Here is a 16,672-nt window from a genome sequence, read left to right as displayed (position 1 = left end):
CATGTCAGCGACCTCCCTTGCGCACAAACAGCCCTTGCGGACGCCAGATCAAAATCGCGATCATCAGCGAATACACGATGAAGGAACCGAGCTTGGGCATGTAGTACTTGCCCGCCACATCGGCAATGCCCAAAAGCAGCGCCGCCCACAGCGGCCCGGTGATGGAAGAGGTGCCGCCCACGGCCACCACGATCAAAAAGTACACCATGAACTTGAGCGGAAAGGTCGGGTCCAAGCCCAGCACTTCGGCGCCCAGCGCCCCGCCCAGGCCGGCCAGGCCTGATCCCACGGCAAAGGTGGCGGCAAAGATCAAATTCACGCGGATGCCCAGCCCTGCGGCCACGCGGGCATCGTCCACACTGGCGCGCAAGCGGCTGCCAAAGCGGGTTTTGGCCAAAATGAATTGCAATCCCACGGTGAGCGCTGCGCACACCGCGATGATGAACAGGCGGTAGTGGCCCATGCCCAAGGCGCCGTCCCACAACTCGGTGCGACCGCGCAGCCAATCGGGCAACTGCATGATCTGCTGCTGCGAGCCCATCAAATAGTCCACACTGGCCACCGACATGAAAGCCAGACCGATCGAAAACAACACCTGATCGAGATGGGGCTTCTTGTACATGTGCCGGTACAGCGTGCGCTCCAGCACCGCCCCCAGCAAAGCCGTGGCCACAAAGGCCAGCGGCAGGCACCACAAAAAAGGCAGCTCAAAGCGCTGCATCAGCACCACCGTGAGGTAGCCGCCCGCCATGGCAAAAGCGCCATGCGCTAGGTTGATGAAGTTCATCAAGCCCATGGTCACGGACAGGCCCACGGCCAAGATGAAGAGCAGCATGCCGTAGGCGATGCCGTCGAAAAGGATGGTCAGCATGTGGTGGTTACAGATGGGTTTTGCAAAAGCGCACAGCGTGCGCTCCTGCAAGGGCAAGGCCTTACTTGGTCTTGCCCGGATCTTTCACGTCCTTGAGGGTCGCGAATTCCTGGTTGTAAAGCTGGCCGTTCACCTTCTCCACCTTGCGAATGTAGATGTTGTGCACCACGTCGCGGGTTTGTGCGTCGATGAACATGGGGCCACGGGGGCTCTCAAACACTTGGCCTTTCATCGCGTCGAGCAAAGCCTGACCGCCTGCGCCCTTGGTCGCCTTGGCCGCTTCGTAAATCACGCGCATGCCGTCATAACCGCCCACGGCCATGAAGTTGGGGCGCAGGCCATTGTTGGCTTTTTCAAAGGCTGTGACGAACTTCTTGTTGAGTGCCGAGTTGTGCGAGGCCGAGTAGTGGTGCGAAGTCACCACGCCGTTGGCCACATCACCCATGCTGTTCAAGATGTCGTCGTCGGTGATGTCGCCAGTGCCGATCAGCTTGATGCCTGCCTTGTCCATGCCGCGCTCGGCAAACTGCTTCATCAAGGCCGCACCTGCGCCCGAGGGCACAAACACATAAACCGCGTCAGGCTTCAGGTCACGTACTTTTTGCAGGAAAGGCGCGAAGTCCGGATTGCGCATGGGCACGCGCAGGCTGTCGAGCACCTGGCCACCGTTGAACAGCAAACGGTCTTTGAAGAACTTCTCGGCATCGATGCCCGGGCCGTAGTCAGACACCAAAGTCACGACTTTTTTGATGCCGTTGTTGGGCGCCCAATCGGCAATGGCCACGGCCGCTTGCGGCAGCGTGAAGCTGGTGCGCACGATGAAGGGCGAGGCTTGTGTGATGCTGGATGTGGCCGCGGCCATCACCACCATGGGGGTTTTGGACTGGGTGGCAATCGGGGCGGTGGCAAAGGCCAAAGGCGTCAAACCAAAGCCCGCCAGCACGCTGACTTTTTCATTGACCACCATCTCCTGGGCCAAGCGCTTGGTCACGTCGGCGGCGCTGGTGTCGTCTTTGACAATCAGCTCGACTTTTTTGCCCGCCACGGTGTCGCCGTTTTGCGCGATGTACAGGCGCGCTGCGGCTTCGATCTGCTTGCCGGTGGAGGCAAACGGACCGGTCATGGGCAAGATCAGGCCGATCTTGAATTTGTCTTGCGCCATCGCCGTGGAGGCGGTGACGGTGGCCGTCAGAGCCAGCGTGGCGCCAGCGATGGCGTTCAGGAATTGACGTTTTTGCATGTTCAGTCTCCTCGTTAAAAAACCGTTGTTCAGGAAGGTCGGATCAGTTGCACACCGGGTGTGCCCGATGCCGCAGGGTCGCGCACAGCCAGCTGCATGTTTTGCCGCGCAATGCGCGAGTGCTCGCGCATGAGGGCCTCGGCCCGACCGGCTTCACGCCGCTCGATGGCGTCGAGCACCTGGCGGTGCTGGTGCTGCGCCACCACCAAGGTGTCGCGTGCATGGGCGTCATGCACATGCACACCCACAAAACCAGAGGCCGAGGCAAAAGGCAAGCTCGAGGCCCGTTCAATTTCTCGGGCCAGCACCGCACTGTCGGCCATCTCGGACAACTGCTTGTGGAACTGGCCGTTGAGCTCGACGTAAGTTGAAAACGTCTCGTCGTCCAAGGCCGATGCACGCAGCACCGCGTCAATCTGGTCCAAGCAAACCCGCGCTTGCTGGATCAAGGCAGGGCGCACACCCCGCTCGGCGGCCAGGCGGGCAGCCAAGCCTTCCAACGTACCGCGCAGCTCAATGGCATCGGCCACTTCGCGTTCAGAAAAAGTGCGCACGGCATAGCCACCACCGGGCAGCGGCTCCAGCAAACCCTCTTGCTTGAGGTGCATCAGCGCGGCGCGAATGGGCGTGCGCGACATGCCCAGGCGGTCCACCAAAGCCAACTCGGCAATGCGGGCACCCGAAGGCAAATCGCCCGCCAAAATCCATTCACGCAGGCGCTGCTGCGCCTTGACGGCTTGGGAGCCGCCTTCGGCGTCAGAATCCAGCAGGCGAACAGAAGATGGCGACATGGGCAGATGCATTAAAAAACGAATTAAACCACTGACACCCCTTGTCTTGTATACAGAAAACCCTGAAAACACCGATATTTGCTCAAGTTTTAGGCAATTTCTGGATGTCCTGTATCCAATGAGACAAACCCAACCCCGCTGCGACAATCTCCGCATTGAAAGAAAAACACGTCATGAACTTGGAATTTCTGGAATTTGACTGCTGCGAAGACACCGAAGGCGTGGTCTGCTGGGATGCCCTGGCCCAACCCGCGGCCCGTCACACCCCGGCCCTGCTGCACGAAGTGACGCGGCTGCTGGCTTGGGCACATCGCTTTGGCCCACAAGCCCCCGGTCCACTGGAAGACGGGGCGGATTGGGACTTTGATCTGCACATCCGCAGGGCCCACGCGCCCGTGTCCGCCCATTGGGACAGCACACAAGAAAAGCTGGACCTGTCACCCACACCGTCGACCGATGACGTCATCACCCTGAGCCTGAGCATCAGCGGCACCCCGGCATTTGCCCAAGCCTTTCGCGAGGGCTGGAACGCCCCATGACCAAGGCCCCTGACACCGCCTCACGTCCTGCGCCGGTCAGCTTTGTGCAGGCCCTCAAATTCTGGCTGTGGCTGGGCTGTGTCAGCTTTGGTGGTCCTGCAGGGCAAATCGCGCTGATGCACGAAGAACTGGTGGTGCGCCGCCGCTGGATATCTGAAAAGCGCTACCTGCACGCCCTGCACTACTGCATGCTGCTGCCCGGCCCAGAAGCCCAACAACTGGCCACCTACACCGGCTGGCTGATGCACGGTACGCGCGGCGGCATCGCCGCGGGGGCTTTGTTTGTGCTGCCCAGTCTGGTGCTGTTGATCGTGCTCAGTTGGGCCTACACCGTCTGGGGTCAACACCCCTGGGGGCAGGCGCTGCTGTGGGGCCTCAAGCCTGCAGTGACAGCACTGGTGCTGCAGGCCGCCCACCGCATGGCCAAGCGCACGCTGAAAGACCGCTGGCTGTGGCTGCTGGCCGCTTTGTCTTTGTTGGGCACCCTCTGGGGCGCGCCCTTTCCGGTGATCATTGTTGGCGCGGCGGCCATGGGGTTTTACAGGGCTCGCCATCGGCATGACCAGCCACCCCTCACCCCACCCCCAAGCGCCGACACGGCGTCCACCCACTCAGCGGCTTGGCTTGATGACCATTCAGAACAAGGCCAACACACGCACCACAGCCCGAAACGCTTGTGGCGTGCTCTGGGCATGGGTCTGGGCTTGTGGGCACTCAGTTGGGGGCTGATCGCCTGGTTGTTCGGCATGGGCCACACCTTGACGCAAATGGGTGGCTTTTTCACACAATCGGCTCTGCTGACTTTTGGTGGGGCTTATGCGGTCTTGCCCTTTGTCACACAAGCGGCGGTGGTGCAGTACGGCTGGCTCACAGCCGCGCAAATGATGGATGGTCTGGCGCTGGGTGAGACCACACCCGGGCCACTGATCATGGTGGTGGCCTTTGTTGGTTTTTTGGGTGGGCACAGCCAGGCCTTGCTCGGCCATCCCGTGCTGGGTGGCGTTGTGGCGGCCTGCGTGGTGACCTGGTTCACTTTTCTGCCCTCCTTTGTGTTCATTTTGGCAGGTGGCCCACTGGTTGAATCGACGCGGCACATGCCCTCACTGACTGGCCCTTTGCAAGCCATCACGGCCGCCGTGATCGGCGTCATCTTGCACCTGGCGGGGGTGTTCGCGCATCACACGTGGTGGCCCGGCGGATGGCAAACCTGGCCCGACCTGAGTGCCATGGCGCTGACGGTCATCGCCATCTGGGCCTTGGTCTGGAAGGGAACAGGCGTGGTGCGCGTGCTCAGCCTCTGTGTGGTGCTGGGCTTGCTGCGGCACGCCCTGTTGTGATGCGGCACAACAAGTCACGCATGGCGCTTGAAGTGCTGGACCCTGGCTTGACAGCCTGAGACAATGTGCACCTTGACTTCGGGTTATTTCATGGCATCCAACACCACATCCACATCTTCGTCATTTGCCCCCCTGCAAAACGACACCTTCCTTCGCGCTTGCCTGCGCCAGGCCACCGACCACACCCCCGTCTGGCTCATGCGCCAAGCCGGCCGCTATTTGCCCGAGTACTGCGCCACCCGCGCCAAGGCCGGCAGCTTCATGGGCCTGGCCACCAACGTCGACTACGCCACCGAAGTCACGCTCCAGCCACTCGATCGTTACCCGCTCGATGCCTCCATCTTGTTCAGCGACATCCTCACCGTGCCCGACGCCATGGGCTTGGGCCTGTCCTTTGCCCAAGGCGAAGGCCCGCGTTTTGCCAAGAACGTGCGCGACGAAGCGGCCGTGGCCGAGTTGGCCGTGCCCGACATGAACAAGCTGCGCTATGTGTTCGACGCGGTCACCAGCATCCGCAAGGCGCTGAACGGCCGCGTACCGCTGATCGGCTTTTCCGGCAGCCCCTGGACGCTGGCTTGCTACATGGTCGAGGGCGCAGGCTCTGACGACTACCGGCATGTGAAGACCCTGATGTACAGCCGCCCGGATTTGATGCACCGCATTCTGGAAATCAACGCCGATGCGGTGGCCTTGTACCTGAACACCCAGATCGAAGCGGGTGCGCAAGCGGCCATGATTTTTGACAGCTGGGGCGGCGTGTTGGCCGATGGCGCTTTCCAGCAATTCAGCCTGGCCTACACGGCCCGCGTGCTGAGCCAATTGAAGACCGAGCACAACGGCCAGCGCATCCCCAGCATCGTCTTCACCAAAGGCGGCGGCTTGTGGTTGCCCGAGATGGCGGGCCTGAACTGCGACGTGCTGGGTCTGGACTGGACCATGAACCTGGGCCGTGCACGGGCTCTCGTGGGCGGCGAAGTCGGTGGCCCCGGCAAAGCGCTGCAAGGCAACATCGACCCCAACATCTTGTTTGCACCCCCCGCGCAGATCGCCTCCGAGGTGCACCGCGTGCTGGACAGCTTTGGCACGCCACACACCGACACCACCCAAACCGGCCCCACCCACATCTTCAACCTGGGCCACGGCATCAGCCAGTACACCCCGCCCGAGCATGTGACGGCGCTGGTGGAGGCGGTGCACAGCCATTCGCGGAAATTGCGGCAAGGCTGAGTTACGGCTTTTCAGGGGGGCGGCCAAAGTGCCTGTGCGATGATGAAAATCGCCGAGCCCTCAAAACCCACGCTGAGGTCGGCCCATTTCTCCTTGTCAAAACGCCTGCTCAACGCGCAAGCACAGAGCATGCCGTTCAAGGAAACGGACTCTTGGTCTTCAAACACAATCGATCTGGCTCGCGCAGCACCAGGCCCGCTGCCGCCATGTCGGCCAAGGCGCGGTAGAGCGCTTCGTGGCTCACACCCAATTCAGCAGCCAACGATTTGTAGCCCGCCGTAACGGAGCAGCAACCACCCGTGCCTTCGGTCTCCAGCCAGTGCAAGAGACGCGCTTGGACGCCCTTGAGGTTCAGGCGTTCGCACTGCAGGCGCAAGCGGCGCACCTCTTGGTTGAGCATGGCGATCCAGCGCAAAGCAAAGGCTGCGTCGTCGGTCAGTGCTTGCAAGAGCGCGGGCATGGGGACACAGGTGATGCGCGCATTCACCACCACCACCGCGTCGCAATGGTAATGAGGGGACTGCAAGCTGGCCTCGCTGACAAAGCCTTGGTGGGTGCGCTGCAAAACCACGCTGGTGCCGTTGGCCGCAGCGCGCTCGAGCACCACTTGGCCCGTGTGCACCCAAAACAAATGGCGCGGACGCTGGCCTTTGGCAAACAAACGCTCGCCTTTGCGCATCCGTCGCAGCTCGCAATCGTCCACGATGGCAGGCGGCAAAAGGGCCAGCAGACGCGGGTCGGCAGGCATATCGGTGGCTGAGTTGTTCATGTGATTCAAATCATATGAGAAATCACCGCCGCACCCCATACTGGTAGTATGACAACGCCCTTCTTTGCATTTGGCCAAACCCTGCCGGACTACAAGGTGCCTGTGTTCAACGAACGCGCGGTGCGTGCAAGTGCCGGCATTTTGTTTTTGTTGGCCTTCGCCGCCTTTGCGCAAGCCTTGCTTTTGGGGCAATTCAAAGCCACACAGGTTTTTGTGGTGGCCTTTGTGATCGAGTTCAGTATTCGCCTGTTCGTCAACCCGCGCTGGGCACCGGCCATGATCATGGGCCAATGGGTCGTGCGCGGCCAAGAGCCCGAATACGTGGGCGCGCCCCAAAAGCGGTTTGCCTGGGGTATCGGATGGGCTCTGGGCCTGTGGATGCTGTATTTGCTGGTGATTGAGCGCAGCATCGGGCCTCTGAACATGTTGGTGTGCGGCACCTGTTTGTTGTTGATGTTTTTTGAAACCGCATTCGGCATTTGCATCGGCTGCAAATTGCACGACTGGTTGCGCCCAGCTCAAGCCCAACTGTGCCCCGGCGGCACCTGTCGCTACACAGCACCGGTCGGTGCGGGAGGGCATTGGGGTCAGGGCTTGCTGCTCTTGGGGTTTGCAGCGGTGATGGTGGTTGTGGCGGGTTGGGTGTCACAGGGCCCCGAGCTGCGCGGCATGCACCACCCTGCGGTGCAAGTGCCCTCCACCCACCCCAAGGCCAGCGAAGTAGAGCGCTGCAAGGTGCCCGATTTTGCCAAGGCCATGGGCCACGAAACCATTTGGAAACAACACAACGGCTGTCTTTGAAAGGACCTTCCCATGAACACCCCACTGACCTTTGACGTCGAAAACATCAAATGCGGCGGCTGCGAAAACTCCATCCGCAAAGGCTTGTGCAGCATCGCGGGCGTGAGCGAGGTACACATCGACCGTGAACAGCAGCGCATCACGCTCTTGGCCGATGAATCCGAACGCAGCGCCATCGCCGAGAAACTGCGCAGCATGGGCTACCCCGAACAAGGCACGGTGGCCGGCTTTCAGTCGGGTTTGGCGCAGGCCAAGTCGATGGTGAGCTGCGCGATCGGCAAGGTCAGTGCTTGAACACTGGCACTGAAAAGTCGCTCCACGACAAAATGACGCTCACGCCCTCAAAACCCGATCTACGGGGAGGCAACGACCATGTTCAACACAAGGCCACGCACGCCGGTCTTGACGCCCGGCATCTCCACCTGAAAATCGCCAGCTTGCTTTTGCGCTGATCCGGTTTTGGAAATGCGAGCGACCAAACGCACTTGTGTCAGCGATGACAACAAGGGTGGTGCCCCCATGCCCATGCTGTCGTTCAAAGCAAAAGGAACAGGCCAAGCGTCAGGCGTGCCGCGCCAAATGGCCACGGGGCGGCGCGAGCCCTCTTCGGCCATGGCGTAAACAAACAAGGTGGAACCTGCAGCGATTTGGCTTTGCACCTCGGGCGAGACACGGACCTCGCCCTGAATGAGGGGCTTGGTGTCACCTGCCGGAGTCACTGCGGACACCATCCCTGCCCCCGCTGCTGCGGTTGCTCCAGGTGCTGCCGCCATCTCCGCCATCATCTCGGCCGCTTTCGCCAGCGCCTGCTGCAAGCCTTGGCCCGCCTCGCTGTCAGCAGGCACCAAAGCCAAGGCACGCTGCCAGTAGTCTTGCGCTGCGGCGTGCCGTTTTTCAGACAGCGCCGCGCTGCCCGCAAGCACCAGCGCGTTCAGGTGCTGCGGCTGTGTGCGCAGCACGTCTTCAATCCACTGCCAAGGCTCTCCGGTGTAGACGCCACCTGCACTTAAGGCTTTCATTTGCGCCCGCTCGATCCACAGATCGGGCTCGGGCGACAAGGCCAACACACGCGCCAGGGCCTGTTCGGCTGGGGCATGCGCGTTTTGGGCAGCGTGCAGCCGCGCCAGCGTCAACCAAGCTTGGGCATCTTTGGGCCGCTCTTGCGTGGCTTGTTGCCACACGCGGGTTTGCTCGGCCAATTGCTCGGGTGTGGTGGCGCTGATCTTGACCTGCTGGCTCAAGGGCACAGGCCACCAGCTTTGCGGTGCACCCAGCTGCCAATAGCTCAGGCCACTGAGCAAGACCAAAGCCCCGACCAACCAAAGCCACCGTGCAGGAACGGCAGCCACAGGATGCTCATCGGCCCGCGATGCATCGTCCAACAGATGGCGCAGCAACTCATCTCGAGCTGCCTGATGCTGAAGGGCCGTCAAACGACCTTCGGCCAAAGAACGGTCCAGATCGGCCAGGTGCTGCTGATGGATGTCGCGGTTGGTACGCGACTGCTCTGCGATGGCCACGGCTTGTCCCTGTGACCTCAAACCACGCAGCAAGACCCCCGCCGCCAGCGCCCCCAAGGCCAGCAGCACCCACAACAAACCCAGCCAAGGCGGCAAAAAGGACATCAGGACTCCAGCAGTTGGCGGGCACGTTCGCGCTCGCGTTCGGTCAAAGGCACGGGCGCGGCAGGTGTGCGGCGCATCAAGCGCAGCGCCAGGGCCAACGCGCCCAACAACAACACAAAGGGGCCAAACCACAAGAGCCAGGTCACGGGCTTGACCTCGGGCTTGTAGAGCACAAAGTCACCATAGCGGCTGACCAGAAAGCTGCGGATGTCGGCATCGCTTTGGCCCCGCTCGATCAGGACGCGCAGCTCGCGGCGCAAGTCCAGCGCCAGCTCGGCATTCGACGAAGCCAGGGATTCGTTTTGGCACACCAGGCAACGCAACTCGGCCGCGATGTGATCCCAGCGCGCCTGCACAGCGGGCGACATGGGGGCATCGGTGTGCGCTGCCACAGGCGCGCCCACACCTGGCAAAGTCGCCTGCACAATCGATGTGACTGAAGCACCGCTGTTCGCAGCATCTGTCGCAACATTGGCCACACCCATTGCCGAACCAACCGGCGCTTGGGCCGCCGCACAGGCGCACCACAGCCCAACGCAGGCCAGCACGCACTGCAGCACCGCGCGCATCAGTTCACCCCTCGCAGCAAGGGCAAGAGTTTTTGCTGCACCACATCGGGCGTCAAAGCCCCGGCGTGCTTGAAACGCACCACGCCCTCGCGGTCGATCAAATAGGTTTCGGGCAAACCGTACACACCAAAATCCATGCCCACCCGGCCGTCCATGTCCAGCAGGTTCACACCAAAAGCCTGGCCGTGTTTTTGCAGCCAGGCCTGGCTGCGGGCCGTGGCTTTTTGCACCGATTCGGCGCTTTGCGGGTCCTGCCCCGACAGCTCCGAGGCCTGCAGCTCTTTGTAGTTGATGCCTACCATCTTCAGGCCGGGCTGGCGGGCCAGCGCCATCAAAATCGGGTGCTCTTCCTTGCAGCCCGCGCACCAGGTGGCCCACAGGTTGACCAGGGTGAGCTGCCCCTTGAACTGCGCCGCGTTGAACACGCCCGGCCCGCCCACCACCGGCAATTCAAAAGCCGGTGCGGGGCGGCCAATGAGTGGCGAGGGAATCTCTTGCGGGTTGCGCGTGAGGCCCACCGCCAAAAACACCACCATGCCCAAAAACAGCGCCAGCGGCACAAACACCCAGCGTGGCATGCGCCGACTTGGGGCCTTGGCAGACAGCGCGCTCATGAAACAGCACCTTTGGCCACAGGCACAGGCGCTGCAACTCGCACACCAGACGCACCCACAGCCTGAGCACCAGGCGCACGCGCTGCCGATGGCACCTGCCGGTAGCGCCGATCAAACGCCGCCAAGCCACCGCCCAGCACCATGAACACCGCCCCCAACCAGATCCACGACACAAAAGGCTTGTGGTAGACCCGGAAACTCCACTGCGGCGGCTCGCCCGCCAAGGGCTCGCCCAAAGACACATAGCGGTCGCGCCACAGGTTGCGGTCAATCGCCGCCTCGGTCATGGGCATGGCGCTCGACACATAGCGGCGCTTTTCAGGCTGCAGGGTGCCCACTTCACGCTCACGGCCAGGCTCGCCTTCAAACATCTTCATCTGGGCGCGCAAGGCGAGGTAGTTGGGCCCCAAGTGCTGGTCCACGCTGAGCAATTGGTAACGCACACCGGCCACCGTGACCGAGTCGCCCAAGCCCAGGCGCACATCGCGCTCGACCTGAAAGGACTTCACGCCCGTGATGCCCAGCACCAGCACCGCCACGCCCAAGTGCGCCACCTGCATGCCCCACCAGGCCAGGCCCGGCGAGCCGGACAAGCGCAAGCGCTGCACGATTTGCCAAGCGCCCGACAGCACGATCCAGCCGCCCAGCGTACCGCCCATCACAGTGAGCCAGCCGCCAGCAGTGGTCGTGCTGCCCTCCCCCATCGGTGCCCCGCCCCAAGTGGCCCAAGCACTAGCCAGCAAAAGCGCCAAGGCTCCTGGCACCAGCACCGAGCGCACCGCTGCCCAGCGCGCCACATGCCAAGGCACCATCGTGCCCGGCACCATGGCCAGGAGCAGCGGCACCATCAGGGGCACAAACACGCGGTCGAAGTACGGCGGCCCGACCGACAACTTGCCCAGGTTCAGCGCATCAATGATCAGCGGGTACAAAGTGCCCAGCAACACTGCGGCCATGGCCACCACCAAGAGCACGCTGTTGAGCAGCAAAAACGATTCGCGCGAACCGGCCACCGGCTGCGAAGCGTTGGCCCACTGCGGCGCACGCCAGGCAAACAAGGCCAGCGACACGCCCACCACCACGAGCAAAAACAGCAAGATGAACACGCCCCGCCCCGGGTCGGTGGCAAAGGCGTGCACCGAGGTCAACACGCCCGAGCGCACGAGGAAGGTGCCCAACAGGCTGAGCGAAAAAGCGCCAATGGCCAAGAGCACGGTCCAGGCCTTGAACTGTCCGCGCTTGTCGGTCACCATCAGCGAATGGATCAGCGCCGTCGCCACCAGCCAGGGCATGAGCGAGGCGTTTTCCACCGGGTCCCAAAACCACCAGCCGCCCCAGCCCAATTCGTAATAGGCCCACCATGAGCCTAACGCGATGCCCAGCGTCAAAAAGCCCCAGGCCGCCACCGTCCAGGGCCGCGCCCAACGCGCCCACGCGGCATCCAGCCGCCCTGACAGCAGTGCCGCCATGGCAAAAGCAAAGGCCACCGACAGACCCACATAGCCCATGTACAGCATGGGCGGGTGGATCACCAAACCCGGGTCTTGCAGCAAAGGTGTCAGGTCGCGCCCCTCGGACGGCGCCGGGAACTGCCGTGCAAAGGGGTTGGACAAGGTGAGGATGAAGACCAAAAAACCCACCGACACCGCACCCATGACGCCCAACACTTGGGCCACCAGGGACTGCGGCAAACGTTTTGAAAACGTCGCCACCGCCACCGACCACAGCGCCAGCATCAAGACCCACAAGAGCAGCGAGCCTTCATGCCCGGCCCAGATAGCGGACAAACGGTAAGGCGTGGGCAGCAAGGTGTTGGAGTGGTGGGCCACGTACTTGACGCTGAAATCGTGCACATAAAACGCATGCCACAAAGCGCCAAAAGCCAACACGATCAAAGCCAGTTGCAAAACCGCCAAAGGCCTTGCCAGCGCTTGCCAGCCCGCGCGCCGCGCAGACAAGCTGCCCCACAACGGCAGCACCGCCTGCGCCAAGGCGACCCAGGCCGCCATGATCAAGGCCAAATGGCCGGCTTCAGGCCACATAGACAGCTCCGATCAGATCAGGGCGAGTCATCGCACCACCGCCGCGCCCATGCGGGCTTTGGCCGCCTCGTCCAGCGCGTGCTGGGCTTCGGGCGGCATGTAGTTTTCGTCGTGCTTGGCCAGCACCTCGCTGGCCACAAACAGGCGGCCCGCGTCCAGGCGGCCTTGCGCCACCACGCCCTTGCCTTCTTTGAACAAATCGGGCAGCAGGCCCACATAGCGCACCGGCACCTCGCGCTGCGTGTCGGTCACCACAAAAGCCACCGCCATGCCGTCGCGCTGGATGCTGCCTTCTTTGACCAAACCACCGACGCGAAAGTGCCCCTCTTTGGGCGCTTCGCCCGCCACCACTTGTGTGGGCGTGAAGAAAAACACCAGGTTGCTCTGGAAGGCGTTGAGCACAAAAAACAGCGCTCCGCACACGAGCAGCAAGCCCAGTGCGATGCCAAACAGTCGCTGGTGGCGGCTTTTCATGATGCGGCTCCGGGGGTGAAAGAAGTCTGCTGCGCTGCGGGGTGCGAAGGACTGGGGCCTGTACCGTTTTGGCCCCTGTGGAGATTGAGGGACTGGGGCACAACAGCATGCACAGACCTGTGATCTGTTTCATCTTCCGCCGCAGCCTCCATGGCCTCGCACACCGCGTCCAGCGCTTGTCTGCGACCCATGCGCGCCAGCCAGACCTCCAGCGCCAGCAAGGCCGCACTCACGCCCATGCTGCCCCACACGTACACGCCATAGCCGCCCATGGCCCAAAACTCGGCTGCGCTTTGCCAAATCATGCGGCACCTCGCAAAGCCCGGTACGCGCGGTGCGCCAACACTTCGGGCAATTGATGCACCCAAGCGGCGTGGCTGTCGCGCTCCAAAATCAAACTGCGCACGCGCCACAAAGCGATGGCCGCCGCATACAACCAAATCGCCAAGCTCATCAGCAGCATGCCGGTCAGCATGATGCTGGCCATGCGCGGTGACTGCGTCAGCGACACCGAGGCGCCCTGGTGCAAGGTGTTCCACCACTTGACCGAGAAATAAATGATGGGCACGTTCACCGCGCCCACTACCGCCACCAAGGCACCGGCCCGGTCCGAGCGGCGTGGGTCTTCGATGGCCGAGGTCAGGGCGATGTAGCCCAAATACAAAAACAACAGGATCAGCATTGAAGTCAGCCGCGCGTCCCACACCCAATAGGTGCCCCACATCGGCTTGCCCCACAAGGCCCCGGTCCACAGCGACAAAAAGGCCAGCAAGGCCCCGGTGGGGGCCAGTGCCCGGGTCATCAAGCCCGACAAGCGCGTATTGAACACCAGACCCAACACACTCCAAAACGCCATGGCCAGGTAGATGATCATGGCCATCCACGACACGGGCACATGGATGTAAATGATGCGGTAGGCTTGGCCCTGCTGCGCATCAGACGGCGCGACCATGAAGCCCACCCACAAACCCGCCAAGCCAAGCACCGTGGCCAGCAGCGCCAGCCAGGGCCAGATGCGCCCGGCCAAGGGGTAAAAGTGTTGCGGCGCGGCGTAGTGAAAGAGCTTCATGGTCCGTTCCTGTTTATTCCAGCGCCAAGCGCAAAGCCGCCGCACAGGCCCAGGGGCTGAGCGCCGCCGAAGCCAACAAGAGCGCCAACAAAATGGACACATGCGCCTCGGCCCCGAGGCCACGCATTTGCGCGTCGACCGCGCCCGTACCGAACACCAGCACCGGCACATACAAAGGCAAGAGCAAAAGCGACTGCAGCACCCCGCCGCCGCGCACGCCCAAAGTGAGGGCCGCACCGATCGCGCCCAGCAGTGACAGCACGGGCGTGCCGATCAAGAGCGTGAGCGCCAGCATGACCAAGGCCTCTGGCCCCAAACCCAACTGCAGCCCCAAGAGCGGTGACAGCAGCACCAAGGGCAGGCCCGAGATCAGCCAATGCGCCAGCAGCTTGGCGCTGACCAGCCAAGGCAGGGGCGCGGCCGACAGCGCCAGCTGCTCCAGGCTGCCGTCCTGGTGGTCGGCATCGAACAAACGGCCCAGGCTCAGCATGCTCGCCAGCAAAGCCGCCACCCACAACACCCCCGGCCCGATCAGGCGCAGCGTGTCCGGCTCGGGGCCGATGGCCAGCGGAAACAAAGCCGCCACCAACACAAAGAAAAACACCGCGCCCAACCACTCGGCCTTGCGCCGCAGGGCCAGGCGCAGGTCGCGCCGCAGCACGCCGCCCATGGCTTGCCAAGGGCTGGGCAGCATGGGCTGAGCCGCAAGCGCTGACACAGGGACGGTCATGGCGGGGGTGTTCATGCGCGGCCCACCTCGCGTCCCAAGTGCAAGCGCGCACCCGGGCCTTGCAGGCCCACGTCGTGGTGGCTGGTCATGACCACAGCGCCGCCCGCGTCCACGTGCGACTGCAGCAAGGCGCGGGCCGTGGCGGTGGCCTGCACGTCCAGGCCCACCAAGGGCTCGTCCAAAATCCACAGCCGCGCCGGGCTGGTGCGCAAACGCGCCAAGGCCACACCCTGCCGCTGGCCTTGCGACAAGACCCGCACAGGCAAATGCGCACGACTTTGCAGGCCCTGCGCGGCCAGCGCTTGCAGCGCCTGCTGGCGGCTGAGCGCCAAGCCGCTGACCTGGGCATCGGCGCACAGATTTTCACAAGCGGTCAGATCGGGCTTGAGGCCCAGCGCGTGGCCGATGTAATGCAGCACCGAACGGTCGGGGCGCGAAAACGGAGACTGCGGGGAGGAGGAAGAAGGCCACTGCACCTGGCCGCATGCCGCCGGGGACAGGCCGCACAGGATGCGCAGCAAACTGGTCTTGCCGCAGCCGTTGCCTCCTTCGATGTGCAACCAGCTGCCTGCGGGCACGGAAAAGCTCACGCCCTCGAACAAGGTCCGCTGGGCCTTTTGGCAGGCCAGGTCCATCGCTGTGAGCACCCAAGACGCCATTAAAGGACTTTCCGGTCGGTTGTAGACGAAGCAAAGTGTAACGATGGATTGACACTTTGTGTGCCCAAAGCCTTGTTTCAGGCTGGTAAATCAGGGTATGCCCTGAGTTGGGGGTTGGAAATGGATACAAAAAAACCGCCCGAAGGCGGTTTTGGAGGTATCTACGGGAAGTAGACCGCTTTAACCAGGAGGCATCAAGCCTTTTTGGCCCAAGCCGAGCACCAGCCCTTGGCAGCCACTTGCTTGCCTGCAAACAAGGGGCAACCGCCGGCGGCAGCACCGGCCTTGCCTTGGAACAGTGCGCAGTTGGCGCAGTTGGAGCCGGCTGCGAACTTGGGGTTCTTGGCTTTGTCCACTTTGGTGGCATCAGCTTTGTAGGCCAGACCTGCCGCTTGGGGGTCTTTCTCGTCCACCATGGCTTGGGCAGAAGCCTCGCTCACAGCCAAAACGGCGGTGGCAGCAGTGGCCACTTGCATCATGAACACGCGGCGGGTCGATGAGAGGGAAGAAAAACGGGACATAGAAGATTCCTTGGAAGAAACAGTCAGAAAATACTGAACAGTTCATTGTGCGCCACATCAGTCACTTTGTCATTCAGCCCAAGATACTTGAGCAAAACACACAGGAAAGACCCTGCTTTTAAATGTCAACCGCCATGGACAGTGGCGTGTCAGAATGCAGCTTTGTTTTCATACGCACCAGACACAAGGGTTTTGACATGCTGCAACTGCTCATCGGATTGGCGCTCTTTTTGGGAATTCACTCACTGCAAAGTCTGGCCCCGCAGGTGCGCCAAAACAGCATCGCCCGCTGGGGGCCTCTGGGTTTTAAGGCCGTTTATGCCGCAGTGGCTGTCCTTGGGCTTTATCTGCTGGTGCAAGGTTACGGCCAGGCACGGCTGGGCCCGGTGGTGCTGTGGACACCCCCGCGTGGCATGCAGCACGCGACCATCTTGCTGATGTGGGTGGCCATGGTCTTGCTCGTGGCCAGTTATGTGCCCGGCAACCAGATCAAAGCCAAAATGCGCCACCCCATGACCTTGTCGGTCAAGGTCTGGGCGCTGGGGCATTTGCTGTCGAATGGCAACTTGGCCGATGTGCTCTTGTTTGGAGGTTTCCTTGTCTGGTCAGTGCTGGTGTTTCGTGCGGCCCGAAAGCGCGATCGCCAAAGCCTTCACTCTGCGCCCGAAGGCAAGCTGCTGAGCACTTTGCTGGCCGTGGTGGTGGGCACTGGCGTATGGGCCGCATTTTTGATGGGCGGCTTGCACCTCTGGCTGGTGGGCGTGATGCCTTTCACCCGCGCTGTTTGATGGCCG

Annotated in this window: 20 protein-coding genes; 6 read left to right on the top strand and 14 right to left on the bottom strand. The window is 62.4% G+C overall.

All coding sequences use genetic code 11. The annotated features are described in order from the left end of the window. Window positions 1-4 precede the first annotated feature (4 nt). From AMM41_RS09630 to AMM41_RS09620, 3 genes are all read right to left on the bottom strand, one after another. The gene (locus tag AMM41_RS09630; RefSeq protein WP_053170177.1) at window positions 5-871 is read right to left on the bottom strand and encodes a branched-chain amino acid ABC transporter permease; all 867 of its coding nucleotides are present in this window, start codon (window positions 869-871) and stop codon (window positions 5-7) included. Window positions 872-932: 61 nt separating this feature from the next. After that, window positions 933-2,111 carry an ABC transporter substrate-binding protein gene (locus AMM41_RS09625; RefSeq protein WP_089956802.1) on the bottom strand — a complete coding sequence of 393 codons (1,179 nt, stop codon included), beginning with the start codon at window positions 2,109-2,111 and terminating at the stop codon, window positions 933-935. Between the two features lie 29 nt (window positions 2,112-2,140). Further along, window positions 2,141-2,902, bottom strand: coding sequence for a GntR family transcriptional regulator (locus tag AMM41_RS09620; RefSeq protein ID WP_089957046.1), 762 nt, complete (start codon window positions 2,900-2,902; stop codon window positions 2,141-2,143). Window positions 2,903-3,075: 173 nt separating this feature from the next. Between AMM41_RS09620 and AMM41_RS09615 the strand changes: the two genes are divergently transcribed. From AMM41_RS09615 to hemE, 3 genes are all read left to right on the top strand, one after another. Then, complete coding sequence (locus AMM41_RS09615) at window positions 3,076-3,441, top strand: hypothetical protein (RefSeq protein WP_089956800.1); 366 nt, start codon at window positions 3,076-3,078, stop codon at window positions 3,439-3,441. Beyond that, on the top strand, window positions 3,438-4,778 hold the full coding sequence (gene chrA, locus AMM41_RS09610; protein ID WP_089956797.1) for a chromate efflux transporter: 1,341 nt from the start codon (window positions 3,438-3,440) through the stop codon (window positions 4,776-4,778). The genes AMM41_RS09615 and chrA overlap by 4 nt, the downstream gene beginning before the upstream one ends. Before the next feature lie 90 nt (window positions 4,779-4,868). Further along, window positions 4,869-6,005 carry a uroporphyrinogen decarboxylase gene (gene hemE, locus AMM41_RS09605; RefSeq protein WP_089957043.1) on the top strand — a complete coding sequence of 379 codons (1,137 nt, stop codon included), beginning with the start codon at window positions 4,869-4,871 and terminating at the stop codon, window positions 6,003-6,005. A 136-nt stretch (window positions 6,006-6,141) separates the two neighbouring features. On the opposite strand, the gene AMM41_RS09600 is transcribed toward hemE, so the two are convergent. Continuing rightward, on the bottom strand, window positions 6,142-6,774 hold the full coding sequence (locus tag AMM41_RS09600) for a Crp/Fnr family transcriptional regulator (RefSeq protein ID WP_194944695.1): 633 nt from the start codon (window positions 6,772-6,774) through the stop codon (window positions 6,142-6,144). Between the two features lie 48 nt (window positions 6,775-6,822). Between AMM41_RS09600 and AMM41_RS09595 the strand changes: the two genes are divergently transcribed. Together AMM41_RS09595 and AMM41_RS09590 are read left to right on the top strand one after the other, a co-directional pair. Further along, window positions 6,823-7,575, top strand: coding sequence for a DUF4395 domain-containing protein (locus tag AMM41_RS09595; RefSeq protein ID WP_089956793.1), 753 nt, complete (start codon window positions 6,823-6,825; stop codon window positions 7,573-7,575). Between the two features lie 12 nt (window positions 7,576-7,587). Further along, window positions 7,588-7,869: a heavy-metal-associated domain-containing protein gene (locus tag AMM41_RS09590; RefSeq protein ID WP_228769198.1), complete on the top strand. Its 282-nt coding sequence runs from the start codon at window positions 7,588-7,590 to the stop codon at window positions 7,867-7,869. Between the two features lie 59 nt (window positions 7,870-7,928). Here AMM41_RS09590 and ccmI read toward each other — a convergent pair whose 3' ends face one another. From ccmI to AMM41_RS09540, 10 genes are all read right to left on the bottom strand, one after another. Continuing rightward, window positions 7,929-9,200, bottom strand: coding sequence for a c-type cytochrome biogenesis protein CcmI (gene ccmI / locus AMM41_RS09585; protein WP_089956791.1), 1,272 nt, complete (start codon window positions 9,198-9,200; stop codon window positions 7,929-7,931). Continuing rightward, a complete protein-coding gene (locus AMM41_RS09580; protein WP_228769197.1) occupies window positions 9,200-9,769 on the bottom strand; it encodes a cytochrome c-type biogenesis protein in 570 nt (189 codons plus the stop codon). The genes ccmI and AMM41_RS09580 overlap by 1 nt, the downstream gene beginning before the upstream one ends. After that, window positions 9,769-10,383, bottom strand: a complete 615-nt coding sequence (locus AMM41_RS09575) for a redoxin family protein (protein ID WP_228769196.1) — start codon at window positions 10,381-10,383, stop codon at window positions 9,769-9,771. Before AMM41_RS09575 ends, AMM41_RS09580 begins: the two co-directional genes overlap by 1 nt. Further along, window positions 10,380-12,425: a heme lyase CcmF/NrfE family subunit gene (locus AMM41_RS09570; protein WP_089956790.1), complete on the bottom strand. Its 2,046-nt coding sequence runs from the start codon at window positions 12,423-12,425 to the stop codon at window positions 10,380-10,382. Before AMM41_RS09570 ends, AMM41_RS09575 begins: the two co-directional genes overlap by 4 nt. Before the next feature lie 27 nt (window positions 12,426-12,452). Beyond that, window positions 12,453-12,899 (bottom strand): cytochrome c maturation protein CcmE, encoded by a 447-nt coding sequence (gene ccmE / locus AMM41_RS09565; protein WP_089956787.1) that lies wholly within the window; start codon window positions 12,897-12,899, stop codon window positions 12,453-12,455. Continuing rightward, window positions 12,896-13,204 carry a heme exporter protein CcmD gene (gene ccmD / locus AMM41_RS09560; protein WP_089956786.1) on the bottom strand — a complete coding sequence of 103 codons (309 nt, stop codon included), beginning with the start codon at window positions 13,202-13,204 and terminating at the stop codon, window positions 12,896-12,898. Before ccmD ends, ccmE begins: the two co-directional genes overlap by 4 nt. Then, window positions 13,201-13,968, bottom strand: a complete 768-nt coding sequence (ccmC, locus tag AMM41_RS09555; RefSeq protein WP_089956783.1) for a heme ABC transporter permease CcmC — start codon at window positions 13,966-13,968, stop codon at window positions 13,201-13,203. Before ccmC ends, ccmD begins: the two co-directional genes overlap by 4 nt. A 13-nt stretch (window positions 13,969-13,981) precedes the next feature. Beyond that, window positions 13,982-14,713, bottom strand: a complete 732-nt coding sequence (ccmB, locus tag AMM41_RS09550) for a heme exporter protein CcmB (protein WP_228769195.1) — start codon at window positions 14,711-14,713, stop codon at window positions 13,982-13,984. Further along, a complete protein-coding gene (ccmA, locus tag AMM41_RS09545) occupies window positions 14,710-15,357 on the bottom strand; it encodes a cytochrome c biogenesis heme-transporting ATPase CcmA (protein WP_089956782.1) in 648 nt (215 codons plus the stop codon). Before ccmA ends, ccmB begins: the two co-directional genes overlap by 4 nt. A 194-nt stretch (window positions 15,358-15,551) precedes the next feature. Then, window positions 15,552-15,833: a high-potential iron-sulfur protein gene (locus tag AMM41_RS09540; protein WP_228769217.1), complete on the bottom strand. Its 282-nt coding sequence runs from the start codon at window positions 15,831-15,833 to the stop codon at window positions 15,552-15,554. Between the two features lie 242 nt (window positions 15,834-16,075). On the opposite strand from AMM41_RS09540, the gene AMM41_RS09535 reads away from it, so the two are divergent. After that, window positions 16,076-16,666, top strand: coding sequence for an NnrU family protein (locus AMM41_RS09535; RefSeq protein WP_089957029.1), 591 nt, complete (start codon window positions 16,076-16,078; stop codon window positions 16,664-16,666). Window positions 16,667-16,672 lie beyond the last annotated feature (6 nt).

The organism is Limnohabitans sp. 2KL-3, from assembly GCF_001269405.1.
Classification (GTDB): domain Bacteria; phylum Pseudomonadota; class Gammaproteobacteria; order Burkholderiales; family Burkholderiaceae_C; genus Limnohabitans_A.
Note: the sequence above shows the minus strand (reverse complement) of the source record. Positions and strands in the feature narration are given on the sequence as shown.